Annotated in this window: 22 protein-coding genes; 14 read left to right on the top strand and 8 right to left on the bottom strand. The window is 42.4% G+C overall.

Features of this window, described 5'->3' with window-relative positions; genetic code table 11:
• Positions 1 to 5 precede the first annotated feature (5 nt).
• The 6 genes from J8L84_RS12805 to J8L84_RS12780 are packed head-to-tail and all read left to right on the top strand — an operon-like array spanning position 6 to position 6,293.
• On the top strand, positions 6 to 935 hold the full coding sequence (locus tag J8L84_RS12805) for a DUF547 domain-containing protein (protein WP_247670760.1): 930 nt from the start codon (positions 6 to 8) through the stop codon (positions 933 to 935).
• Positions 922 to 2,346 (top strand): ABC transporter substrate-binding protein, encoded by a 1,425-nt coding sequence (locus J8L84_RS12800; RefSeq protein ID WP_247670759.1) that lies wholly within the window; start codon positions 922 to 924, stop codon positions 2,344 to 2,346. Before J8L84_RS12805 ends, J8L84_RS12800 begins: the two co-directional genes overlap by 14 nt.
• Complete coding sequence (locus tag J8L84_RS12795) at positions 2,346 to 4,220, top strand: ABC transporter permease subunit (protein ID WP_247670758.1); 1,875 nt, start codon at positions 2,346 to 2,348, stop codon at positions 4,218 to 4,220. Before J8L84_RS12800 ends, J8L84_RS12795 begins: the two co-directional genes overlap by 1 nt.
• Positions 4,217 to 4,852, top strand: a complete 636-nt coding sequence (locus tag J8L84_RS12790) for an ATP-binding cassette domain-containing protein (protein ID WP_211071032.1) — start codon at positions 4,217 to 4,219, stop codon at positions 4,850 to 4,852. The genes J8L84_RS12795 and J8L84_RS12790 overlap by 4 nt, the downstream gene beginning before the upstream one ends.
• Positions 4,846 to 5,505, top strand: coding sequence for a CDP-alcohol phosphatidyltransferase family protein (locus J8L84_RS12785; RefSeq protein WP_211071031.1), 660 nt, complete (start codon positions 4,846 to 4,848; stop codon positions 5,503 to 5,505). Before J8L84_RS12790 ends, J8L84_RS12785 begins: the two co-directional genes overlap by 7 nt.
• A complete protein-coding gene (locus J8L84_RS12780) occupies positions 5,505 to 6,293 on the top strand; it encodes a sterol desaturase family protein (protein WP_211071030.1) in 789 nt (262 codons plus the stop codon). Before J8L84_RS12785 ends, J8L84_RS12780 begins: the two co-directional genes overlap by 1 nt.
• A gap of 55 nt (positions 6,294 to 6,348) precedes the next feature.
• Here J8L84_RS12780 and J8L84_RS12775 read toward each other — a convergent pair whose 3' ends face one another.
• Complete coding sequence (locus tag J8L84_RS12775) at positions 6,349 to 6,927, bottom strand: exopolysaccharide biosynthesis protein (RefSeq protein ID WP_211071029.1); 579 nt, start codon at positions 6,925 to 6,927, stop codon at positions 6,349 to 6,351.
• A gap of 197 nt (positions 6,928 to 7,124) precedes the next feature.
• On the opposite strand from J8L84_RS12775, the gene J8L84_RS20675 reads away from it, so the two are divergent.
• Positions 7,125 to 8,615, top strand: a complete 1,491-nt coding sequence (locus tag J8L84_RS20675; RefSeq protein ID WP_211071028.1) for a sensor domain-containing diguanylate cyclase — start codon at positions 7,125 to 7,127, stop codon at positions 8,613 to 8,615.
• Here J8L84_RS20675 and J8L84_RS12765 read toward each other — a convergent pair.
• Positions 8,612 to 9,658 carry an alcohol dehydrogenase family protein gene (locus J8L84_RS12765; RefSeq protein WP_211071027.1) on the bottom strand — a complete coding sequence of 349 codons (1,047 nt, stop codon included), beginning with the start codon at positions 9,656 to 9,658 and terminating at the stop codon, positions 8,612 to 8,614. The two genes, J8L84_RS20675 and J8L84_RS12765, sit on opposite strands and share 4 nt — an antisense overlap.
• A gap of 12 nt (positions 9,659 to 9,670) precedes the next feature.
• On the bottom strand, positions 9,671 to 10,207 hold the full coding sequence (locus J8L84_RS12760) for a TetR/AcrR family transcriptional regulator (protein ID WP_211071026.1): 537 nt from the start codon (positions 10,205 to 10,207) through the stop codon (positions 9,671 to 9,673).
• A 473-nt stretch (positions 10,208 to 10,680) separates the two neighbouring features.
• Between J8L84_RS12760 and J8L84_RS12755 the strand changes: the two genes are divergently transcribed.
• A complete protein-coding gene (locus tag J8L84_RS12755; protein ID WP_211071025.1) occupies positions 10,681 to 11,319 on the top strand; it encodes a hypothetical protein in 639 nt (212 codons plus the stop codon).
• Between the two features lie 2 nt (positions 11,320 to 11,321).
• On the top strand, positions 11,322 to 12,140 hold the full coding sequence (locus J8L84_RS12750) for a DUF3307 domain-containing protein (RefSeq protein ID WP_211071024.1): 819 nt from the start codon (positions 11,322 to 11,324) through the stop codon (positions 12,138 to 12,140).
• Here J8L84_RS12750 and J8L84_RS12745 read toward each other — a convergent pair.
• From J8L84_RS12745 to J8L84_RS12730, 4 genes are all read right to left on the bottom strand, one after another.
• Entirely contained in the window at positions 12,137 to 14,197 is a 2,061-nt protein-coding gene (locus tag J8L84_RS12745; RefSeq protein ID WP_211071023.1) for an EAL domain-containing protein, read from the bottom strand. The two genes, J8L84_RS12750 and J8L84_RS12745, sit on opposite strands and share 4 nt — an antisense overlap.
• Positions 14,194 to 14,679 (bottom strand): YfiR family protein, encoded by a 486-nt coding sequence (locus J8L84_RS12740; RefSeq protein WP_211071022.1) that lies wholly within the window; start codon positions 14,677 to 14,679, stop codon positions 14,194 to 14,196. Before J8L84_RS12740 ends, J8L84_RS12745 begins: the two co-directional genes overlap by 4 nt.
• 9 nt (positions 14,680 to 14,688) lie before the next feature.
• A complete protein-coding gene (locus tag J8L84_RS12735) occupies positions 14,689 to 15,747 on the bottom strand; it encodes a hypothetical protein (RefSeq protein ID WP_211071021.1) in 1,059 nt (352 codons plus the stop codon).
• 204 nt (positions 15,748 to 15,951) lie between these two features.
• On the bottom strand, positions 15,952 to 16,797 hold the full coding sequence (locus J8L84_RS12730; protein ID WP_211071020.1) for a DUF4437 domain-containing protein: 846 nt from the start codon (positions 16,795 to 16,797) through the stop codon (positions 15,952 to 15,954).
• 233 nt (positions 16,798 to 17,030) lie between these two features.
• Here J8L84_RS12730 and J8L84_RS12725 point away from each other — a divergent pair, with 233 nt between their 5' ends.
• The 5 genes from J8L84_RS12725 to J8L84_RS12705 all read left to right on the top strand — a co-directional run bounded on the left by J8L84_RS12725 (position 17,031) and on the right by J8L84_RS12705 (position 22,840).
• Entirely contained in the window at positions 17,031 to 17,990 is a 960-nt protein-coding gene (locus J8L84_RS12725; protein ID WP_211071019.1) for a LysR family transcriptional regulator, read from the top strand.
• 113 nt (positions 17,991 to 18,103) lie between these two features.
• Positions 18,104 to 20,563, top strand: a complete 2,460-nt coding sequence (locus J8L84_RS12720) for a TonB-dependent receptor (protein WP_211071018.1) — start codon at positions 18,104 to 18,106, stop codon at positions 20,561 to 20,563.
• Between the two features lie 35 nt (positions 20,564 to 20,598).
• Positions 20,599 to 20,880 carry a hypothetical protein gene (locus J8L84_RS12715; RefSeq protein WP_211071017.1) on the top strand — a complete coding sequence of 94 codons (282 nt, stop codon included), beginning with the start codon at positions 20,599 to 20,601 and terminating at the stop codon, positions 20,878 to 20,880.
• The gene (locus tag J8L84_RS12710; protein ID WP_211071016.1) at positions 20,877 to 22,553 is read left to right on the top strand and encodes a PepSY-associated TM helix domain-containing protein; all 1,677 of its coding nucleotides are present in this window, start codon (positions 20,877 to 20,879) and stop codon (positions 22,551 to 22,553) included. The genes J8L84_RS12715 and J8L84_RS12710 overlap by 4 nt, the downstream gene beginning before the upstream one ends.
• Positions 22,553 to 22,840: a DUF3325 family protein gene (locus J8L84_RS12705; RefSeq protein WP_211071015.1), complete on the top strand. Its 288-nt coding sequence runs from the start codon at positions 22,553 to 22,555 to the stop codon at positions 22,838 to 22,840. The genes J8L84_RS12710 and J8L84_RS12705 overlap by 1 nt, the downstream gene beginning before the upstream one ends.
• Before the next feature lie 14 nt (positions 22,841 to 22,854).
• On the opposite strand, the gene J8L84_RS12700 is transcribed toward J8L84_RS12705, so the two are convergent.
• Positions 22,855 to 24,228 (bottom strand): hypothetical protein, encoded by a 1,374-nt coding sequence (locus tag J8L84_RS12700; RefSeq protein WP_211071014.1) that lies wholly within the window; start codon positions 24,226 to 24,228, stop codon positions 22,855 to 22,857.
• Positions 24,229 to 24,673 lie beyond the last annotated feature (445 nt).

Genomic DNA, 24,673 nt, shown 5'->3' with positions numbered 1-24,673 from the left:
ATATTATGTTTCCTATTAATGCGATAAAGCTCAAAAAAACAGCGCTAGAGTCAACCTTAGCGTCAAGGTTAGCTTCATATGCAATGGGTGCGTTACTACTGGTTATGCCAGTGGTAGCTCACGCTGAAGCTTCTCTACACCAACCCTTTTCAGCAATGCTAGCTAAATACGTTGTGCCTATTAACCCTGTTGATAAAGGCAGGGGGGATGGAGAGGCGGACTTGCAAGGTATAAGCTCTAAAGGCACGAGCACACAAGTTGTTTATGCGGGCTTTAAATCGTCTCAAACTGAACTCACTGCTTATCTAAAAAGCTTATCAGCAGTGTCACAAGATACGTTTGAACAGTGGGATCAAAACACGCAGTTAGCGTTTTTAATTAATGCGTACAATGCGTATACCATCGATTTAATATTAACTCGCTACCCTGATTTAACCTCTATTCGTGACATTGGGGGTTTCTTTTCGTCACCATGGAAACAAGAGTTTGCTGTGTTATTGGGTAAAAAACGCAGCCTTGATGATATAGAGCACGGGCTCATTCGTGAAAAGGGTGTGTATAACGAACCTCGTATTCACTTTGCGGTAAACTGCGCGAGTATTGGTTGCCCTGCATTACGTGAAGAAGCCTATGTGGGCGATAAGTTAGATGAACAATTAGAACAGCAAACCGTTCGTTTCTTATCTGACAATAGCCGCAACTATTACGATGGGAATACGCTACACATTTCGAAAATTTTCAGTTGGTATAAAGACGACTTCGAAATGAAATGGCGTGATTCATCAAGCCTCAATGGGTTTCTTGCTCATTATGGCAGTGCATTATCATCCAACGATGGTAAGTCACTTGATAACGATGACATAAAAGCGATTAAGTCTGGTAATAGCGAAATTGAGTTTTTGGATTACAACTGGGCATTGAATGACCAAGAGTAATTTAATGTTAGCGGCGTTAGGCAGTTTGTTTCGTCTAACGCCACTGTGCCTGTTTACTACCCCAACTGTAAAACCAAGATCGACTGTAAATGTACAATCAGTTATTCATGTAGCAGTTCAAGTGACAGGCCTCTTAAAAACCGTATTTACCGCAATAGCCGTCGCCATGCTTGCAACGGCGTTAGCTTATGGATCGGAGGCTGCACAATCGCTAGGTCAAATAAACCCTGAAGTTCAAACAAGCACTCGACTAAAAGGCCAGCTTCAAAATCAATCGCCAGCTTCTAATCAAAAGCTAGGCGATTCGCCTACCGTGCAGTTTCATGCGTGGGGCGGCAGTGCCCAAGTGAATGGATATATTCAGTGGGTAGGCCAGCAAGTAAGCGACCAATATAATATTACCTTGAACCATGTGAAACTAGCCGATACCAGCGATGCGGTATCTCGGGTACTCGCTGAAAAAGCGGCGGGTAACAACAACCAAGGTAGCGTTAACTTAATTTGGATTAATGGCGAAAATTTTGCTGCCATGAAACGCCACGATTTATTATTGAAAGACTGGGCTAATAGCATTCCTAATTTTGCCCTCACGAACCCGGCTCGTAACCCTGCTATGATCACCGATTTTGGTATTGCTACCGACGGGCAAGAAGCACCGTGGGGCAAGGCATCTATGGTATTTTATTATAATAATCAGTTTGTAGAAAATCCTCCGCTCAATATTCATGAATTACTTGCCTTTGCCAATCAATACCCGGGTCGATTTACTTACCCATTACCCAACGATTATTTAGGCATCAGTTTTTTAAAGTATGCGGCCATAGCGTTAAATCAAGATCATCAAGACTTGCTGTATAAGCCGGTAACTGACAACGCATTAACGAAAATCATCCCCGCGCTTTTTGAATATTTAGATGCGTTGCACCCTCTGATGTATAAAGAGGGGGACTATATGGTACGCCAAGCTTCGCAACTCCAGCGTTTAATGGGAACCAGCGAATTATTGTTGGCATTTTCGTTTACCGCCGCCGAAATACCCAGTGCAGTAAACCGATTTGACTTACCTAAAAGCATTCGCACTTACGCGATGCAAGATGGCAGCTTAGCGAACGTGCATTTTATCGGCATTACCTATAACACCGAAAATGTTGCAGCGGCTAAGCAAGTGGTGGATTTTTTATTATCTCCTCAAGCACAAGCAAAAAAGCAGCAGTTGGCGGTATGGGGTGACGATTCAGTACTTGATTTTTCCATGCTAGCTGCCCACGACAAAGCGTTGTTTAAACCCATATCACACCATGCTTCTGCACTTAACAAAGAAAAGACAGTACCACTTTTCGCTGAACCTCATAGCAGTTGGACAGATGCGATACGACAAGCGTGGTTTGCACGCTATGGTGAGCGTTTCTGATGTCGGTTCTAATGTCTGTGCTTTCACGAACTCAATGGCTTCGCAGCATGACGCTTTTTCAACGTATAACGGTGATTGTACGGGTGTTACTTATTTTGCTGTTAAGCCTGCCGGTATTGGCGGGGCTAATTGGCGTGGTGTTACCTGCCTTTGGTTATTTTCCGGCACTGGATGCTCATCATTTTACCTTCAGTGTTTTTGCTCAGCTATTTGCGATAGATGGCATGGGTAAAATGGCATTGTTATCGGTTTCCTCCGGCTTATTAGCCACCATGATTTCCGTTGCGAGTGCCTTTTTGCTCTTGGCGGTGTTTTATCGTTCATCCTATTTAAACAAGCTACAAACTTGGTTAAGTCCGCTATTAGTCTTGCCCCATGCGGCTGCGGCCATTGCGCTGTTGTTTGTACTTTCACCTTCAGGCTTCTTTTCGAGCATTGTTACAAATGTGAGTAACATACTAAGTAGTATAGGGATAAGTGAAGCAACAAATGTAGATGGCGCCAGCACACTATTGCCGCCGATGTGGGCATTTCCGTACGACAGTTACGGTATATCTATTATTATTGCGTTGGCACTTAAAGAACTGCCTTTTGTGTTTTTAATGGCAGTAAGTGTGATGTCGCAGCCACACGTTAAACGTAAGTTAGACGGTTATTTTAATAGTGCGACGGCGCTAGGGTACTCGCCGGTAACCGTGTTCTTTAAAACCATTTTCCCCATCGTGTATCCCCAAGTACGTTTACCTATATTGGCAGTGTTAGCTTATGCTACGGCGAATGTGGAAATTCCTTTATTGTTAGGCCCCAATAACCCGCCCACGTTAGCCGTGGCGGTAGTGCAATGGTTTAATCATGTAGATTTGTCGATGCGCTTTCAGGCATCGGCGGCTGCATTGCTTCAAGTCGCTGTAACTTTAGTGGCTATTAGCGTATGGATAGTGGGTGAAAAAGTAGCGAAGCATGCACAAGTTCGCTTCTATACAAATGGGCATCGGCATACAGGGCAAACTCTTAGCACTATAGTCGCCTACGCCATAGTGGCCATTTATACGCTGCTAATACTCTCGATTATTATCAGTACATTACTCTGGTCTTTTGCCACCTTTTGGCAATTTCCTGCTTTTTTACCAGAAGGGCTAACTTTGCTGCATTGGAAAACCACGCTTGCTGCGCTGGCCGACCCATTCAACAATACCGTGTTGCTTGCTGTGATAGTGAGTGGTTTTTCGGTAATTGTGGCTACGTTGGCATTAGAAGCAGAGTCTTTAAACGGGGGCAATGGGCAAAGCAGAGATAAAAGCAAACCCTCGTCTTACTTTAACGGGTGGGCAGGGGCATTGCTGTCACTCACTTTGTTCTTACCTCTGCTAGTGCCAGGGGTGGCGTTTTTATATGGCTTAGTGTGGTTTCAACTAGCTTATTTTAACGAGGCGGTGTGGTTTCATTTGTTTATTAGCCACCTTGTGTATGTTTTGCCTTATGTGTTTATTTCGTTAGCGGTGGCTTATCGTAAGTTTGACCCTAGATATATTCAAGTTGCCTACGGCATGGGGAAAACGCCATGGCAGGTGTTTGTAAAAATAAAACTACCCTTATTGTTTGCCCCCATGCTGGTGGCTTTTGCGTTAGGGCTTGCCATTAGTTTTAGCCAATATTTGCCTACCTTACTAAGTACTGGTGGGCGTATTGCTACCGTTACTACAGAAGCGGTGGCAGCGGCATCGGGCAGCAGTGCTAGGTTAACAGCGGTGTACGTGATAGTACAAACGCTTATGCCCTTACTAGGCTTTATATTGGCGTGGTGGCTACCCACAATTTGTTTTAACCCGATGGGGCGCTATACGCTTCTGCAAACAAGGAAATCGAAATTATGACCTTGAAGTTAGATAAGGTGAGTTTGTTTCGATACACAGATACCTTGCTTTCACTCGATGAAGTAATCAACCCTGGCGAAGTGCTGTCTATCATGGGGCCAAGCGGCTCTGGCAAATCGACCTTATTGAACGCGATTGCCGGGCAGTTAACTGCGCCTTTTTCCATGACAGGAAGTATATACATTAATGATAAGTGCATTAATGACATGCCAGCTCATAAACGTGGGGTAGGCGTGCTATATCAAGATCCTTTGCTTTTTGAACATATGACTGTTGGGCAAAATATTGCGTTTGCATTGCCTTCTAGTGCGCTTAATAAAACGCAGCGCGAGCAACGGGTTAGTGAAATGTTAGTCGAAGTGGGGCTTAACGATTTACAACACAGACCCGTACAGACCTTATCAGGCGGGCAACAGGCGCGTATCGCGTTGTTACGAACTTTGGCTGCGGCACCAAGTGTGGTGTTACTCGATGAACCATTTAGTAAATTAGATGCTACCACCAAAACTCAAATGCGAACCTGGGTATTCGGGCAGCTTAAAGCTCGTGGGCTACCTACTTTGTTAGTTACGCACGACAATGAAGACGTAGAAGCTGCCCAAGGGCACTTAATAGAGATAGAAACATGTTAGATGCTAAAGTTACGCCTTATATAAAGCCGCTGTTAAGGCCCATGATAGTGGCGCTTAGCAAAGCCTGCGTTACCCCGAATCAAGTTACCTTGGCTGGTTTTGTTATTGGTATGTTGGCGGTTCCTGCCATTATTAATGGGTGGTGGGTATTGGCGTTCATTTGTATCGTAGCGAACCGAGTATTCGACGGTATAGATGGCGAACTTGCTCGCTTTCAGCAAAGTAGCAGTAGTGCAGGTGGCTTTTTAGATATTTGTTTAGACTTTCTATTTTACGCGGCAGTACCGTTAGCTTTTGGAATTGCAAACCCTAGTGAATGGGGCGTACCTGCGTTAGTGCTAATGGCCGCGTTTGTAGGAACGGGCAGTAGCTTTTTGGCCTTCGCCGTCGCCGCAGAAAAATTTAATATAGAAAAACCACAGTTCAAGAATAAGAGTTTTTATTATATGCAGGGGCTCACCGAAGGCACCGAAACCATACTCTTGTTTTTAGCATTTTGTACATGGCCGGCATATTTTCCGGTGTTGGCTTATGTTTTCGCAGTAGCATGTGGCATTACCATCATAACCCGAGTTTACAGTGGTTTTACCACCCTTAAAGCCGTAGAAGGCATTGATGACTACTGTAGTAACAAAGAAAAAGAGAAGTCATAGTGGATAACACTGCACTTATTCGAGTTAGTCTATTTTTAGGCATATTCGCGATAATGGCTCTGCTGGAAGCATGGCTGCCAGCGAGGCAATCGGTATTGGGGCGCGCCAGCCGGTGGAAAGGCAATCTGAGTATGGTGGTATTAGGTGCGCTGTGTTCAAGAGTAGTGTTGCCTGCCAGCTTAGTAGGTGTGGCCTTGTGGGCTGATAATACTAATGTGGGGTTATTCAACAGCCTAAATATGAGCCACTGGGTTGTGGTCGCTTTTAGTGTATTGCTGTTAGATATGGTGATTTATTGGCAGCATCGGCTATTTCATAAAATTCCTCTTTTATGGCGTATTCATAAAATGCATCACGCTGACAGCCACGTAGATACCACCACAGGGCTTCGCTTTCACCCTATCGAAATTATATTGAGCTTATTCATTAAAGCGGTGGTGGTTGTCGCTTTTGGGGTACCTGCTGTTGCGATAGTTATTTTCGAAGTGGGTTTGAATGGGTTTGCCCTGTTTAACCATGCAAATATTCGACTGCCACAGAAGTGGGATGACAGAATTGGGATGCTTATTATTACCCAGCGGTTGCATCGCATTCACCACAGCCAGCGTAAAGAAGAATCTAATACTAACTTTGGCTTCAGTGTGTCTTGGTGGGACAAGCTATTTGGTAGTTTTAAAAGCCGTGCAACCATGCGTGATGAAGATATTGCTATAGGCCAAAAAGATTACCCAGCAACCAACGATAATGCAGGCATAATAGCTTTATTGAAAATGCCATTTAATCGCTAAACGCTACGTGGCAATGCTCACTAGCCTATGCCATCCTCACTCTATGCCAGTCTCGTTAGACTATGCCAGAGACTTTGAGTGTTAGGTACACGGTACCTAGCTGAATTATCATTCCTAAGCCAATAAAAACACCATCTCGGTTGGTCATGCCTATAGCTGTTAATGTTAGTGCAAATGCAGGGAGTGCTACTGCGAAAGGCACAACCTCAAGAGGGATCATACAAAGCGATGCTATAGCACAATAACCCGCTACTATATTTTTCCATGGCGCTTTTGATAGTACTGCTAAGCGTGGTTTTAACAGCTTTTCGGTTTTTTTAACGTAAGGTTTTGCTCTATCTACAGCATTTTCTAGCTTGTCTTGTTTAATTTCCTGTTTGGTAATTTTATTTGGTAGCCAAGGTGCACTTCTGCCCAATGCGACTTGTATGCAAATTAGAAAGAGGGTTATACCGCATAGTGAGGGCACGCCGGGAATAGCACCGGTAGGCAGTAGGGCAATTAACGAAGGTATGAGCAGCAGTGGGCCAAAACCTCTGTCTTCAAAGCGAGCAATAATATCTCCTGCGCTTTGCTTTTCGCCTCCGTCTTCATCAATTAACTTGTCCAAAAGCCCACTTATTGACTCATTCATATCAACCCATCCATAAGTTACCTCGCATCTTAATGAAAGAAACTATGGTGAAACATAGCTGCTGTAACTTATTACGTAAGTACCATGTAATGGATTACTGCAAAAATTCTTAACGTTAAATCTATTTGCTGAAAAGCGCGTTTTATTAATATGTACTAAAGTAAAAGCTAATTATTTAACTTCTATAAGGGGTATATGTGAAGCCAAATGAAGGCATAGCATTGTTGCGTCAACTTCCTACGTGTTTATTATTCAAACGCCTTGGAGAAACAAAGTTTGATGTCAGCACTGCATTTGCACGTCAATTCGGTGAGTCATGTGTATCTGATGCGTTCTTAGACAGCCTACGTTTTTTCGATCCTATTACAAAAGATGAGTTGTCAGGCAGCTATCACCCTTTTGCCATTGCAGAGGAAACACTGCACCTTTGCCAGTGGGTTCGCATACAATCTTATGAAAGAGGAATTCAGTTTTTTATAGAAAGTGCTGTTATTACCGTTGACGGCGTCACCTTAGTGGTGATTAACGCGAAGGCGGTTCAAAATAATTTGTTCATCGCACCTGAAGAGTCTTCACCTGTGGGTAAACACATTGCCTTTAATGGCTTACTTTCAACACTTTCTTCGCAACTGATTAATACTACCAGTGACAAAATTGATAGCCTTATAGAAAATATTTTGGGCGCATTCGGTGAGTTCTGCGACCTTGATCGTTGCTATTTATTTGAATTTTATGATGACACAAAATTTGCCTGTAACACCCACGAATGGGTTGCTGCAGGAGTAACGCCTTATAAAAACGATCTGCAAGCGCTACCGATGGAATCCATGCCTTATCTTAATAGAAAGATTAAGCAAGATGGCCTTTTTAAGGTGAATAATGTGGCCTATTTACCGAAAGAGGCGACGGGAGAAAAAGAGGAATTTGAGCGAGAGCGCATTTGTTCGATTCTTTGTGCCGCGATTGAATTAGATAAAGGCATTTTCGGCTTTATCGGCTGTGATATCACGGGTAGCCCTTACACGTGGCGTGATTATGATATTAAGTATTTACAGCGTATAGCCCAAATGTTGGCTAATACATTACAAAACGCCCATAACGAACGAGCACTGCACCAAGCAAAACAGCAGCTTATAGAAGCCAACCTTAAATTAGCAAAACTTGCCAATATTGATGGCTTAACAGGGATAGCAAACAGAAGGCTGTTTGACGATACCTTGCAAAGCGATATTCAAAGAAGTGTTCAAAGTAAAACACCCCTAAGTTTATTATTGATTGATGTCGACCACTTCAAAATTTACAACGACTGCTATGGTCACGTAGCGGGCGATAACGTATTAATTCAGGTGGCGGAAATATTAAAGAAAACCTGTATTGGTAATGATGACGTGGTGGCAAGATATGGTGGTGAAGAGTTTGCGGTCATTATGCCCTTCACTGACATGAGCTCAGCGTTAAAAGTGGCCGAGCGTATTCGCAGCAATATTGAGCAAGCATCCATTGTATTCAAGCAATCTAGCTACAACAGTAGACTGACCATAAGTTTAGGTGCTTCTACTATGGCATTTAGTCACCCAGTGAGCCCTAACGAATTGATACAGCGAGCAGATGCTGCACTTTATTTGGCTAAATCGTTAGGGCGTAATCGCGTTGATATATGGGAAACCCATGAAGCTGCACTGCGTTAAAGCGTAAGCACCAATTTTCCAATATGTGCTTTCTGCTCGAAGTCTGTTTGCGCTTGTTTAATATCTTCAATGGGATAAGTTTTAGAGACAAGCGGGGCAATGTCGCCTGCTTCAATACGCTTCACTACGTTGCCAAATACTTCTTCACAAATCACAGTACAGCCCAGCAATTGTAAATCTTTTAAGTATAGGGTTCTAACATCTAAGGTTACGCTATGCCCAGCAATGGCGCCCGATACTGCGTAGCGACCAAAGGGGCGCATCATATCAAGCAGTTCTGGCCATCTTGGGCCGGCCACTAAATCGATAACAACATCAAAGGGCTTATCTTTCGCATACGCTACCCAATTACAGTCGCGCGTTAGCGTATCGTCGGCCCCTACCGCTTTCAACTCTTCTTGTTTCGATTCACTGGTAATGGCGACTACAAAAGCGCCTCTTGCTTTTGCTAGTTGCACTGCAGCAGAACCAACGCCACCAGACGCGCCAGTAACGAGTACTCTGTCTCCAGCCACTACATTAGCGCGGTGCAGCATGTTTTCAGCGGTAGAATATGAACATGGAAATGAAGCAAGTTCGGCATCGGTCATGGTTGTGTTGATGGTGTAGGCATGTTTTGCAGCTACTTTTGTATATTGAGCAAACCCACCATCACACTCTGACCCAAAATACCAAGGTGCAGCTAATTTAACACCATTCGCTTCGGTCAAACAGGGTTCAATAATGACTCGCTCACCAATGCGTGAAGTGCTGACCTCACTGCCTACAGCTACAATATAGCCGCATACATCTGCGCCTTGAATTAGGGGAAGCGCTAGCGGTGTGCCAGACCAAGATGCATCTTCTGCGTCGTTATCGCCTTTTGAATACCAGCCTTTGCGGGTATTTAGGTCTGTATTATTGACACCTGCGGCGGCCACCTTAATAACAACATCAGTGGCAGCTGGAATAGGCAGAGGGAGATTGTGACGAATACTTAGGGCATCAAGGTCGCCATGATGGGTAAGCACTACCCCTTTCATGTGTGAGGGAAGTTGTGACATAAATCGTCTCCTTTAAGACAAACCGTGTTTAATTAGTGTTTGATCTAACATAGCTTGTGTTGTAACTAGCGCTTGTTCACCCATGGTTGGCCACGCAGCTGACATCCCTTCATGCATAATGAAAAGTGAATTAGACAGTGGTTCGCTTAGGGTTAAGTCAAAAAGCCATTGGCGTACGTCAGCTTTATGCGTATTTACGGCTGTGGTTACCTGCGCGTAGTTCGGGTAGCTAGATAAGGCTTGTAGTGACATACACCCGTTAGGGGCGTATTGCGCTAACCACAAGGCCAAACGTGAAAAAACATGCTTTACCGCTGCTTTCATATCGTCTGGGCAGTCTGCTGCTAGAAATGATAAATACCGCTGGTGGCGATGGGTAAGTGCCCCAATGATCATATCTTCCTTAGAAGGAAAATATTTGTATAACGTTTTTAGCGTGGTACCTGTTTGTTCTTTTAGGGAGGCGACATTAGGCTGGGTGAAGCCATAAACGCTAAAAGCGCTTTCTAACCGTGCAGCAATGTCATTTCTTCGCTCATCGGGCGTCATCTTGCTCTCCAATTTCAGGTCAACGTCTAGGAAGTGGGTAGAATACTTGTTCTACTTCGATGAGGTGAAGGGTAGAGTAATCATTCTACCTTTGCAAGTTGTGTTATAAGATTTGTGAGTAACCTACTTATATTGAGACTTTTTTATGTCATGGGTAACGCTAATTTTTGTTGCTAACGCTTTTGACTAAACCAGACCTGTGAGCGTTTGTAGTTATATTTTTTAATGTGACTATTTATGGTAACTTTGCGAAATGTGATTATTTATAGTAACTTTAATGAAAGTGCTTCATTACGGTAACTTCCAAACCGTTGAAATTAACCGCCGAAGTTATATTGCATCTGTATAAAAATACAGGCAATCTAAATTGCGGCTATGATGCAGATAACATAAAAGTGGGTGCAAGCTAGGTATGAGTTTTTGATTATTAACCAAAATCAGCTGCTACCCCAAAGAGTAAATAAAGGGAAAGTATGGATAATACGAACAAGCGGCAGGCGGTAATAACCGGTGATATCGCAAACTCCCAGCAGTTAACTAATACCGATTTAGCTCATGTGTTAGAGGTGCTAACCAATGAACTGAAAGAACAATCGGCAATTTACAGCGGACAATACGACGTCTTTCGTGGAGATGCTTTTCAGGTTGTTATTCCAGAGTCTAAAAGTGCCATGCTGGTGGCCATTTGCATCCGGTTAGCATTAAAAGCCTGCACGCCCACTACAGATATACGTATTAGCGTAGGTGTTGGTAAAGTGAGTTTTACTGATGGGAAAGTGAAAACCGGAAATGGTGATGCCTTCGTTCGTTCGGGTAGGACGCTTGATAGTTTGAAGTCACAATATCTTGCCTTTTCTAGCGACAATGAAGCTTTCAATAAACACGCAAGCTTGATGACTGCCTTTGTTGATAGCCATATTACTTCCTTAACGCAAACACAGTCAGAAACCTTACTGGCCTATATTAAGGCAGAAGATAAAGGTCATGAGAATATAGCGAATACGCTGGGGAAAAACCGCAGCAATATCACTCGTATTTTAAACGCCAGTCAATATCATCTCGTCAGTGATTATTTAGATTATATGGCAACAGAAGTGGAAACGGAGCAGTAAGCATGGAGCAACTTAGCATGGTAATAGGGCTATTGGTTGCCCATTTACTCGGAGACTTCTATTTTCAGCCAACTCACTGGGTGGAAAGCCGAAACACTAAACATCTTCAATCCCCTGCATTATACCTTCACGCTTTATTGCATGGGTTATTAGCTCTTATTGCCTTACTCGCGATGTCGGCCATAATGGTACTTACTACAAAAGAGTCGTGTATGGCAGATATCGACTTTACCGCACTTTTAATGGTGGCTGGCGGGATATTAATAAGCCATTTTATTATAGATGCAATAAAGTCTTACGCAGGAAGCACAACCTTAGCATTTGCAATCGATCAAGCGGCACACATTGGCGTTATCGTTATTTTATGGGCGCTGCTTACTGCTCAGGTCGAGGCACTGTTTAAGCAAATTTTACTGATTAACCATCAGCATCTGACCATACTCTTGGCGTACTTAATTATTCTAAAACCAACGTCTATTTTTATAAAACAACTCCTGTCGCCATGGAGTAAAGAGCTTGATGAGCATGCTAAACCAAAAACAGCCAGCACGTTAGTACAGCTTCCCATACAAAATACGCTTGCTATGGCTGGGCAGCGAATTGGTTATTTAGAGCGTTTGCTTATTTTAACTTTTGTACTGATTAATCAATTTGCAGCAATAGGCTTTCTACTTGCCGCTAAATCAATTTTTCGGTTTGGTGATTTGACGAAAAGCGAAGATAAGAAGCTAACGGAATATGTATTGCTGGGTACATTGACGAGTGTGGTAATTACGCTAGCGGTAGGGCTTACCGTTAGATGGTTTATTGGAAAACTTTAGCTTTCGATAGTTTCTAACATCAATGTGGCTGCCGCATCAACCTGTAGAGGAGGGTGGTAGTAATAGCCTTGTATCACATCGCAGCCCATTTCACGCAGTCGCACAAGTTGGTCTTCTGTTTCCACACACTCGCCCACCGTGGATAGGTTAAGCCCTTTGGCCAACATGACAATTGCGCTCACAATGCCATCGTTAGATTTAGACTTCCCGAGTTTCTGCACAAAACTGCCATCAATTTTCAATTTATCAATAGGCAAGGTGGAAATGTAACTTAGGCAAGAATAGCCAGTACCAAAGTCATCAATAGAGACTTTAAAGCCTAATTTTTTTAACTTTTTCAGTGACGTTAATGCAAATTCCGTAGAACTTATAAACGTGTTTTCAGTGAGCTCAACTTCAATAAGCTCAGGGGGTATTTGATTAGACGCCATAATATCCGCAATTTGCTCGGCGCAATCTAATTGAGTAATAAAACAAGCCGGCAAGTTAATCGCAACAGGCACTAAAGGAACACCTTGCTCCCGCCATTGATGCATCTGAGTACTTACCCGGTTTAATATCCATATACTGAGAGAATTGATAATGCCAGCTTCCTCAGCAATAGGAATAAAGTCTGAAGGAGGAATATAGTTACCTTCACTATCTTGCCAACGTATTAATGCTTCCATGCCTTGAACACAGCCTGTGTAGGCACAAATTTGAGGCTGATAAACCATATGAAAAGCATCTTCAAGTTTTAACGCTTGTCGTAATTGCCCTTCCACAGACAGTCGATTCAGTGAATTTTCTAACATGCCGTTGTTAAAAAAGCAGAACTGACCAGGCCCGTTTTCTTTAGCATGGTACATGCTGGTATCGGCATGCTTTAACAACGTTATGCCGTTTTCACTCTCTGTTTCATATATCGCAATACCAATACTGGTAGAAATGTGAAGTTGATGCCCTTCCAATTGCATGGGTTCACTCAAACTGGTGATGATTTCCTTAGCAAGGTACGCTAAATCATCTTTAGAGTGAGTTTCTTCAACCATAACCACAAATTCATCGCCACCCCATCTAGACACACTGTCTCGTTGCATCACGATTTCAGTCAGCTTCTTTGAAACTTCAATAAGCACTTTATCGCCAATATCGTGGCCCAAACTGTCGTTAATAAGTTTAAAGCGATCTAAATCTAGGAACATGACGGCCAGTGGGCTGCTATATTTATTGGCTTTGCTTACCGCAAGCTCCAACTGATCTACAAAAAGGTGGCGATTGGGTAAGTGCGTTAGCGCATCATAATTGGCACGTTGATAAAGCTGGCGAGTTCGAAGTTCTACCAAACTTTCAAGTTCAGTATTGTGAGCCTTTAGCTGCTCTTGGTGATTTTCAACGGTTGCCAAAATATCGTTAACGCCAGAAAATAACTCGCCTAATTCGTCGTTACGTACTTCTGGCAGACGAGTGTGATATTCACGGGATGTGGCTACTTTTCTAATCAGTGAGATCAGTTTGTTGATGGGGCTGGTAAAGAGTTTCTGTAAACGAAAATTAAGCAAGTATGAAAGCAGCATACTTAACAACAATACGCCTATTACCACCATCATTGCTTGATGCTGTTGTGTATCTAGCGAGTACGTACTGGCAGATAGCAAGAGGTAACCAATAATTTCTTTATCAAAAACGATAGGCTCTAGAAAATAAAGCGCATCGTCCTTAAATGTTTCCCCTAGAGGAAGCTGCCTAGGGGAGGTGAGGTCTAAGACACCGTCTCTGGCGTATTCGGCGAATAGGTTAAAGTCCGCATCGTAAACTTTGGCAGTTAATGTAGCTTGTAACTGCGATGCCGCAAACAGTAAATCCTGGGTAGACTGAGCATCATTAAAAAGTACCGATGAGCGGCTAGCCGATGCCAACAATGTAGATTGGCTGCTAAGCACATTCACTAAGTTAGTTTTGTGATCATCGACGAAATTTGAATAAAGCAAACCCGCAACCAGACACAGAGATAAGAAGTTAACCGAGAGGACGGCAAGCAATTGTTTGGTAAAAAAAGACGTAGAACGAAATATCATTTTATTTTCGCTACCTTCAACAATTCCGAGCTAATCGTTAACTCAAGACGTTCAGCCTCTGCTAAATCAATTTCAAACCTTAACCGATTGTTTTCTTCATAAAATGTAAATACCGCTGGGCGTTCAATAAGATTGGGTAAATCACTGATAATGATGGTTGAAGTGGCAAGGTTTACTAGGCTGTCATCATTTTCGATGAGATAGGCAAAGGTGCAGCTTTGTTTTCCGTCTAACATAACGATGCGAATGGACGCACCGCTGCTTGTGGGGCGGCTTTCAACTAACTGGGTTAAAAACTGCTGAAATGCTTCATCATTCTGTACACAAAAATTGACTGGATCAGTATTCATACTGCTCCATGTCATAAACTTTGTGAAGTTAAACATGTAAGCCGCTTTAACTTTGTCTAGTTTTTTTAAGTCGGCATAAGCCGAGTGACTAACGGCTAAAGTCAGAGCGACAGCAATGAATAATGAACGCATGTACAACGTTTAATACAACACGGAGAATTGAAGGCCTGCGCGCCACAATTCTTGGGGTTGAGGGCCATTTAGGTTTTGATATACAGGCTTACTGACATCGGCGACCACTTTTAACCAATCAATAGGAACAAACGAAACGCCCCCAAACACACTCACTTTTTCTCCGCCGTATAAATCAGGGTTAGTAATACTGGCAGGGTACGAGTAATTGCCACCTGTGGTAATTTCATCGTCCTGTCCGTGAATAGATTCTGAATGGCCAAATGCTGCACCAGTGAACAATGCCGTACTTTGAGAAAGTGGGAAGTTGTATTTACCACTGAGTTTATAGTTGTTGCCTAAGCGATAGTTTCTATCGTTAGTACCTGTTCGAAGCATGGCTGATAGGGTAACGGTAAACGCGTGTTCCCCTTTATTTTGATAGCTTACTTCGATAGGAAAATCGTAGGTTCCTGAGCCTAATTGCATGGTGTAGGGGAGTTGTTGATCACCCGGTTCTCTAGGCGTATCGCCTTGCTCATCAATTGAGCCGGTTGGCAGGCTAAGCCCTGCGGTAACCCACCAACTAAACTCACTGTTGTCTTCTAACGCGTAACTTGCTGAAAGCGCAATATCGCCCAAGCCTGAAGATGAAATAACGAAATGATCGTAACCTGGTACCACACTAATATGGTCAGTTTCTTGATGAATAAAAGGAACTTGAATACCGAGCTTTAGGCGTTCATTTACTTGGTAACCTAGTTGAATAATTTTAGCGTGTTGCTTGATAATCGTCGGCACAACAGGGAAGTTACTTGAAGTGCGCGTTTCTTGTCCAAAAGAGAACAACACATCATCAAGGCTCACGTCGCTATCATTGACTTTATAACCATCAAACTCTGCGGCTTTTAGTTGTACAGCGAAACTCCACTTATTAGGCGAAGATTGTTCACTGTCACTTTCGTTTATATCGATATCAAGCAAGGCTTGGAAACTTAATTCTGCGAATTCTGAAGGCGTACTTTGTGCTAGGGCTGCGGGTGTAAAAGAAACTAAGCTAACGCTGGCTATTCTCAGAAACTCTCTCATTAGTGCGCTCCGAGATTGGCCAAGAGGAAAGTAAAAATAAAGTATAAAGTATTGTTATACTATTACAAACTTCTTATATACTCGTCAACCACTATTGCAGCTTATTCAACCAATTGATTAGAAAAGAATAAATTAAAATAAAATGATGATTTTTCACCTATTTTTCACCTATTTATCGCGTTTAAAGAGCGAGCTTTAAGGCTGCTAGAAAACACGATATGCACTATTGGTGCGAATATAAATAGTCGTCTCTTGCTTACTTTTATTCACGAGTTGATGGTTAAAAGTACCAGTAGATTCTACGTAGCTTCCCGCACTTAACGATACCGGTGAAGTAACCTCCACAGATTGATATTCAACGTCACCCGCTATAACTACAGCGCGAAATTCGCTGGCTTGTGTGCCAATAGTACCTTTAAAGCCAGCCGGTAACTTAACCATTGAGCCGTTGATATCGGCGGTGTTGCCCCACAAGTACGTTGATGAAACACCTGGTACACTTATGTTAGGCAGCTGACCATCGTCTAACCACACTATGTTATCTTTATGCAGGTTTAGTGGACGTTCGCCGTTGTCGAAATGCTCACTAGATGGCTGCACTAGGTAAGGGCCAGAATCTATTTCTAAGTAAATTAAGTTTGCGCTGTCGTTAGCTGCGGTGGTGTGATTTTCACCAGCAGGTTGAGTCCAAAAAGAACCAGCTGGCATCCACATTTTGTCAGCGCTTGGGTCGTCATTGTGCATAGCACCTTCAATCACAATACCGCGATAGGTAATGTTGTGAATGTGCGGTGGAGACTCAAAGCCTTTATTAAAACGTACCAGCATACCGGTTGCCGTATCTTTAGTACGATCGCCCCAAAGATCTGCTGCACCTGGGCTTTTATCGCCGCGAAGCGGGTTTAGGTAACCCCACTCAATATCGGTTGCCGCCACCACCTTAGATGCTGTCTGGGCTGCAAACGCTGCTGTGCCCACCAACGATGTAGAAAGTACTATGGCGCTTGAAAAAGCAAGTGCGAGCGTTGTTGCTTTAATTGTGAATTTCATTTTTTAACCCTTTAACTTGATTGCTTGGGCGTATTTTATGAGCTTACAGACAGTGGAAAAATGGGCAAATAGCAAATACACTTTCGCTAAAACGTGGATAATAAATAAGGTAATTAAATCTATTGTCTCGCTTTTAGCTGTAATAAAGCGGATCTGATTAACGTTTATACCCTCGAACTTACGCAGCGTTAGTCACATTAACTCACGCGCTAGCAATTGAAAAAGAAGATGTTATGAAGACAGAAGACCTGCAAGTATTGCTCAAGGTGGCAGAATTGCATTCAATTACTGCTGCGGCTAATCAACTAGACATTAGTTCTTCTGCCGCAAGCGTTGCGCTAAAGCGCCTAGAGCAACAGTTAGGCACTCAGCTATTTGTGCGAACCACCCGCAAAATTCGGTTATCCCCGGAAGGGGAGCGTTTTCTGCCCTTATGTCAGCAAGCGGTAGATTTGTTGCAACAAGGTGTTATGCGTATCAGTGAAAAGCAGCAAGACATTAATGGCGAAGTGAAAATGGCCATGTCTTCCGAGATGGGCCGTAATCTAATGCGGGTTTTGCTGAACGATATTATGAATGAGCATGAAGACTTGTCGCTAAGGTTGCAGGTAAGTGACAGCCGAGTCGACTTCTATCGCGACGGGGTAGATGTTGCTTTAAGAGCCATGACGAAAAGCGCAGTGCAAGAACTTAATATGTATGGGTTCAAAATTTGTAATATTCCACACTTTATCTGCGCATCTCCCAGTTATATAGAAAACCATGGCGAGCCTACCACTCCTGAAGAATTAGCCAATCATAATGCATTGCTTTACAAATTATACGAGCTAACCCACGACGGTTGGGATCTCTATAAAGGGGAAGGTACAGAGAAATTCAAAGTGAAAGTGAAAAGCAACCGCGCAGTGAATGACGGCGACATCGTGCGCCGATGGTGTGTGGATGGCGTGGGAATAGCGAAAAAATCTGTTATCGATATTGCAGAAGATTTACTTGCTGGGCGACTTCAGCGGATCATGCCAGTTTATCACATACCCCTTACGGAAATGTGGCTGGTATTGCCTAGCAGGCAGCTTATTACCCCAGCTATACGGCTCATTCGCGATGAACTGAAAGTGAAAATCAATCAAATAAGAAACGTACTTCTTGATAACAACATGATAAGTAAAGAAGAGTGGCCGTTAGATGAATAAAGCATCAAATAAGGATTTTATGTAAATATAGTTGAAATAAAAAAGGTGTTTAATTACCATGCGCGGCTGATAATGAGATTGGTTATCATTTGCAACTAAACATCGGACACATAATGCACATAAACTTCACACACACCTCTAAAGTTGGCGCAGCGACTGCGATTTTCTCTCTTTTTTATACCACTGCAATTTCAGCACAAGCAGTGCAGTCGGAAGATACAATACCACTTGCTCAAGCTAGCAAAGAAACACAAAAAGAACAAAAAGTTCAAGACGAAAATTTAGATGTTATTACCGTTTACGGTCGTCACAACAGATTAATTCTTGAATCGGGTACGGCAACAAAGTCAAACATGAGCCTCATGGAAACTCCTGCTGCTGTAGTTGTGGTTGATGGAACATTATTACGAGAGCAAGGCGTTGACACGCTGCAGGAAAGCATTCGTAATATTAGTGGCTTGACCCAAGACGGTAACAATTATGGGGTAGGTGATAACCTTGCCATACGTGGTTTAGGTGTGAATTATACCTACGATGGAATTTATGCGGGTGCTGATTTAGGGAATAGCTATAACCCAACTCGTTCAATGACTAATGTAGAAAGTATTGAAGTGTTAAAGGGGCCGGCAACGGGTCTTTATGGAATGGGTGAAGCTGGCGGTATTATCAACCTTATTGAGAAAAAGCCAGAATTTGAAGAGCAATATGAGATAAAAGCATCGGTAGGTAGCTGGGACAGTTACTCATTAATGTTTGACGCAACGAACGCGATAAATGACTCGTTAGCCTATCGAGTTGTAGCTAATCATGAACAATCTGACGGTTACCGTGGTCTTAGCGATGAACGTAGTGAGTTGTATACTTCGTTACGATATGACCATTCTGCTGATAACAGGTTTTTAGTTTCGGCGGCGTATATTGATGATGCTATTCAAATTGATTCTATCGGTCATCCTGTCCGCCTTATCGACTTAACGTTATTAGACGCAGAGGCGGGCAGCATTACTGCGCAAGATCTAGTTAATGATGATACCAACAGCGGTGGTTTACAACTAACCGATGATCAAATAGCCGAGCTAGCAGCATCGTTAACATCTACTGATGGTGTTCAGCCATATGATTTAGGCGATACTAGCCTTATTTCACCGTTGTCAGAACCTAATGAAGGCAAAGAGTTCCGTGTTAAGGTGCGTCAAGATCTGAACTTCGCTGATAATTGGACACTGACACAACAACTTCAATATCGCACCTATGAAACAGATTATATTCGTCAAACCAGTGCATACAACTATGTTTATACAGAGCGTACAGACATCATTAACTTAGCGCCTCGTGCACCATTGGTTATTGATGATGTTCTGTATCCGTTTGCTGCTCGCAGGCAGGAGTACCGTAATATTGTTGCCGATGAAGAAGTGTGGCAATACTTTATTGATGTAACGAATACATGGTCAGCTGGCGGTGTTGAGGGTGAACACTTATTTAGCGCTAACTATGAAGATCATGAAATGTCATATGCACAGTGGTCTATCTGGGACGCTGATGATACGCGAAGTGATGCAGTGCCTTACATTTTAGATATTCGTAATCCAAATTGGCCTACTGGCACATTCGATGATTACAACCCATCTTTACGCAGCAAGTATGAAAAAGAAGTATCAAGCTGGGGCGTGAGTTTCCAAGAAGTATTGTACTTCAACGAATACTTTACGGGGCGTTTTGGTGGAGCTTACGGAGCAGTTAAACAAACCTACTTGAACCAATTCAGCGACGGCAACCCTGAGTACGATGCTGATGATGATGGTTTTACTTATAATGTAGGCTTAACCTATAAAGTAACCCCCAATGTCTCTACCTTTATCAACCATTCAAAGGGTAGAACTGCATACAGTGTATTGGGGTCGTTGAGTGAAGAAAATAACCGACCTGATTCAGAATCGATTTCATGGGATTTAGGACTGCGTTTTACTGCTTTGTCTGAGCAGTTGCTTGGTTCAATCGTAGTGTTTGATACCGCAAGAACCAACCTGCAATACACTAACCCACTGTATGAAGATAACATTGACGATCCGGCATATAACATTGATGTTCCTGAGTTTTATTACGATGAACAAGAGCGTACTACCGGTGTTGAAATTGATATTAACTTCGATATTAATGAACAATGGGCATTAAATACTAATGCAACGTACCAAGAACCTGTCACTGAGCCTGGTGATTTTGCAAGCAGTACAGACGAAGAGCAAACCAAAGGTATAGCGGAAAAAACCGCGAGTGCATGGTTAACCTATAGTCATGTGTTTAGTGCATTGCCTGCACCAGTAAAATTCAGCGTAGGGGTGTCTTATGAAGATGAGCGTACTATTTCTGCCTCGTCTTTCGGTATTGACTATGCCTTCGTAGACTCATATACCGTGTGGGATGCAGCTATTAGCTACGTATCAAATGACTGGGACATTCAGCTAAACATCAAAAACCTTGATAATACCGATTACTACAGCAGTGCCATGTACCTTGGTGGACTTCCGGGTGAGGAAAGAAATGCCAAGTTATCTGTAGCTTACCGCTTTTAACAAAAGCATTCACAGTAAGACAGGTAATACAAAGTTTGACTAAAAACGTAGACATTATACTGCGTAGCATAGCCGCCATTATTGGCGGCTATGTGCTATCCGCACTCTCATCAATTTATTTAACCTACGGGTTGGTAAACTTACTATATATAAATGACGGCGTAGCAGTGTTATCCGCTAGCATGCTGAGCTATATCGTATTTTTTGCTTTTTTCATTGCCAGCTTCGCGATTTCCAATATTGCAAAATGGTTAATTTTCTTAATCTTATTGATTGCAGTGGCAGTGTTATTTTTACCCTTGGTTGACGTACTGTGAAAACAACATTTAGAAAATCGATGATATGGCTTCACACATACTTAGGCTTAATAACCGGGTGGTTGCTGTTTACTATTTTTGTGACGGGAACCCTTAGCTATTTCACGCCAGAAATAACCTACTGGATGATGCCAGAGCGACAGGCTATCGTGATAGATGAACAGCAACAAAACCAAGTTTATACACAAGGCCAGCGCTACCAAGTTGAGAAGTCTATAGACTACCTAGAAACGCACGCAACAAATGCCACTTCATGGCGGGTTTATTTACCCACACAGCGAGATCATCATTGGTATGTTCAGTGGAGAGAAGGCAAAACGCGCCATTTAGTAAATTTTAATAAAGATGCCATACCCATAGAGACAACCACAGACACCAAAGGTGGCTTGTTTTTCAGAAACTTTCACTACACCTTGCAGCTAAGAGGCTACGGTGGGCGTTATATTGCAGGGGTTGCTGCTATGGCCATGCTGCTTGCACTTTTTACCGGAATATATACCCACAGACGTTTTTTCAAAGATTTCTTCACTCTAAGAAAGGGTAAGGTAACAAAGTGGACAACTGATTTTCATGCATTAATAGGCATCGTCACGCTGCCTTTCTGCTTAATGATTTGTATCAGCGCTATTATGATTTACGCCATTATGTACATGCCGTTTTCTGCCAATATGCATTTTGAAAAGGGCGAGCGGGGCGTTAATAAAGCCATTATTCCATCGTTGCCAGAACTTAGTGAAAGTACACAGACAATAAATAAACGCGGTCTGAAAAAAGACATTCTCTATTCTGCCATTTTGGCCGACTTAAAAATTAAGTGGCAAGAACCCAATGCGATTAAGCGCATAACTATAGAATCTCCATTGAGGGAAAATAGCCGACTTATAGTAGAACGTACTAAAAGCCTAACTGTTTCGAATCGCGCTGAGCGTTTGGTTTATTCGAGTTATACCGCAGCACCCCTTGAAGGTTATGCCGATGAAAGTGCGCCCGCCACGATTAGGCGAATAATGTATGGTTTACATCAAGCTAACTTCGCCACTATTGGTTTGCGCTGGCTACTATTTAGTTTAGGTGTATTAAGTTGTGTACTTATTGCAACTGGGTTAGTGATTTGGACTAACCAGCGCCGTATTAACTATCTTAAAGCTGTTGATATCCGTACTACTCCAGCGATAGGTAAAAACCCGAGCAAGCTCCCCATATCCCTACAGATTATGGAAAAAGGTAATGTGGTAGCAATAATGGGGCTCGCGATTGCCACGTCGGCTTTTTTATTAGCTAACAGAATAATACCCACAGAGGTAACTAATCGTTCAGGCTTCGAAATTAATACGTTTTTTATTACCTGGCTATGCAGTGCAATTCACGCTGCTGTCAGGCCAATAAAATATGCATGGTATGAACAAGCATGCGCAGCCGCAATAAGTTATCTAGTGTTAGCGGGGGGAAGCGTGTGGCTCTTTTATGAGAGAACAACGCATGCATTTAATGCAGTAGATACAATATACCTGAGTTTTATGCTTATGTTCGGTATATGTAGCGTTGGGTTTATTGCCTTAGCTTATTGGTTAAGAGGGCGCTTAGATTATAAAAGGACACCTTCTTATCTGTCTCGATTAAGCAGTGAAACTTGCACAAATGAGATTCAAAATAATACAGAGAGTAAGCGGTAATGCTGGCAGTCACCGTATTAATTATAGTCGGTATTGGTTTGCTCGCATTAGGAAGCAATAAGCATTTCAAGCGAGTGGGGTCGTTGTTTGGCCGTCAATTTAGTCGCAGTCGAAAACGTTATGTCCAAAACAGCATGCGTATTGGTGGGTGGCTATTGATGATGCTTTCTTTTGTTGAAATAGTAAACACGCCCGAACCGCTGGCAATATCACTGGTGTGGTGGTTTGCTTTAATCGCCGTAGCCATATTGTTAGTCGCGGTACTAATTAATCAGAAAAGTCCTTGATAGTATTGCAATGGCTAATCACTCTCGCGGATTTCTAGTGCTTCAATATTAATAATAGTAGAGCGGTTTAAGGTTATTTTAAATCGCTGAACTTGCTGCTGCTTTTGTTTGTTGGTATGCATTAGTACCACATTGATTTGATAGCGTCGTTCAACCGCCTGCTTAGTTATTTTGTTGTTCTCTAATGAATACAGCCTACCTTCGCCTTTTTTCAGAAAGCGTATGAAGGGGGTGAGATTAAAATAGATACGTTGTTGTATGTCGTCGTAGCCAGGTAAGAAGCTTTTCGCATTTACGCGGGTATCACTACGAAAGTGAAGCAACTGTGCAGCTTGTTTATTTTGCTGCCTACGGGTTTGGTACAACTTATCAACCTGCTTAGGTAAATCTTTATTACGAATGTATTCAAGCCAAATAGTTTGAGTGGCAATTCTACTTTTATTTACACTGTGGCTATAAATAATCTTCCACTTCGGCAGACCTTTTTGAATACGCCGCCAAATTACCCGAGTAATGTCTTCTTTAAAGATTTCTCTTAGCCCGTAAATAACACCAAGAATTCCCACGAAGGCCACTGTCACTTCAGTAAAGTTGGTACGCGCGTTTAGCACCAACACCATTACCGCAGCCATAATTACCGCCGTTACCGTACCCTTAACTAACCGGTTCAAATAGGTATTGAGGCTTTTCGTTTTCTTTTGAAATACTACGCCGTATTCAATTAAACGCTGTAATAGTCGCATTTTGTTAGTAATGCGATTTGGATCGTCTAACGTAATCTGCGAGTTATATTGGTTATCTGCGCGGTACTGATTTTCTCGTCTACAAAAGTCGAAAAGAAACTTCCGTTCACTGGAATAATCGCTACTTTTCGGGGCAGAGGACAGCAACTTTAAAAACGACTGCTCTACCTGCCAACTCAAATAATTATCAGCATTCTCAAAATACGCCCGTAACTTTTCATCAGAAGGGGTGTAGCGCCTAAGCTTTTTTAGTAGATCTGAAGTTTGCTCTGCTAGCACAATGGCTTGTGGGTAAAACGATTTGCTGTCTTTAATCTTTAGCGTTTGCTTTACATCGGTGTCGAGTGCAGTACGGATTTGATACGAGTACAAGTTTAGATTTAAGCGGTAGTCACTTTGCTCGCCCTTTTTCTGACTAATAAAACGACTACGCACCAAGGGAACATGGAGTTGATCGGAATGATAAGCACTGTGGTTTTGGATACTGTGGTGAAAATACTGTTCTTCGGTGAGGGTCTTCGAGCTAATACCCATTTCATCAGGCAGTGAAAAAAACAGGTCAAGACGCTGATGATCACTCGGTTGTAGCTGATAATCGACTCTTAAAGACAGGTTTTCATCTTGTGTGAGTTTAATCTTGTGCACTTAGGTAATTTTCGCCTTATTCATCACAGTGTTACCGCTTCTTACGAAAGTATGCACTAATTTGGTTTTGTTACGAACAATACTACGAATTATATCGCACTTATAGGGCGCTATTATACTTTGAAACCATTCATGGCAAATAATTCTGTCTATCTACTTAAGCAATAAACACTGATTTCTACAAATCTTTTTGGTTGTTTTATGAACGATTCATAGATTAGTGCTTAGTGTAAGAAATTGTTCGTGTTCTATCTAATCAGTAATTCTAAAAAGCGAATGTTCTAACTGACTGTTACAACCACCCCTAAAAACTGTACACAAATAAAACTAAATAGAAAGAATTCGGCTAATAAAAAAGCAAAGTGTACACATTTTAAACCCTCCGTTTCGGATAAAATAAAGCGCCTTAGATTTAGCTCAAATCAATTTTAAACAAATTCAGTCT

It is taken from the genome of Alteromonas sp. MMG017 (genome assembly GCF_018100795.1).
GTDB lineage: Bacteria > Pseudomonadota > Gammaproteobacteria > Enterobacterales > Alteromonadaceae > Alteromonas.
The sequence above is the reverse complement of the archived record's forward strand: the minus strand, read 5'-3'. Positions and strand labels throughout refer to the sequence as shown.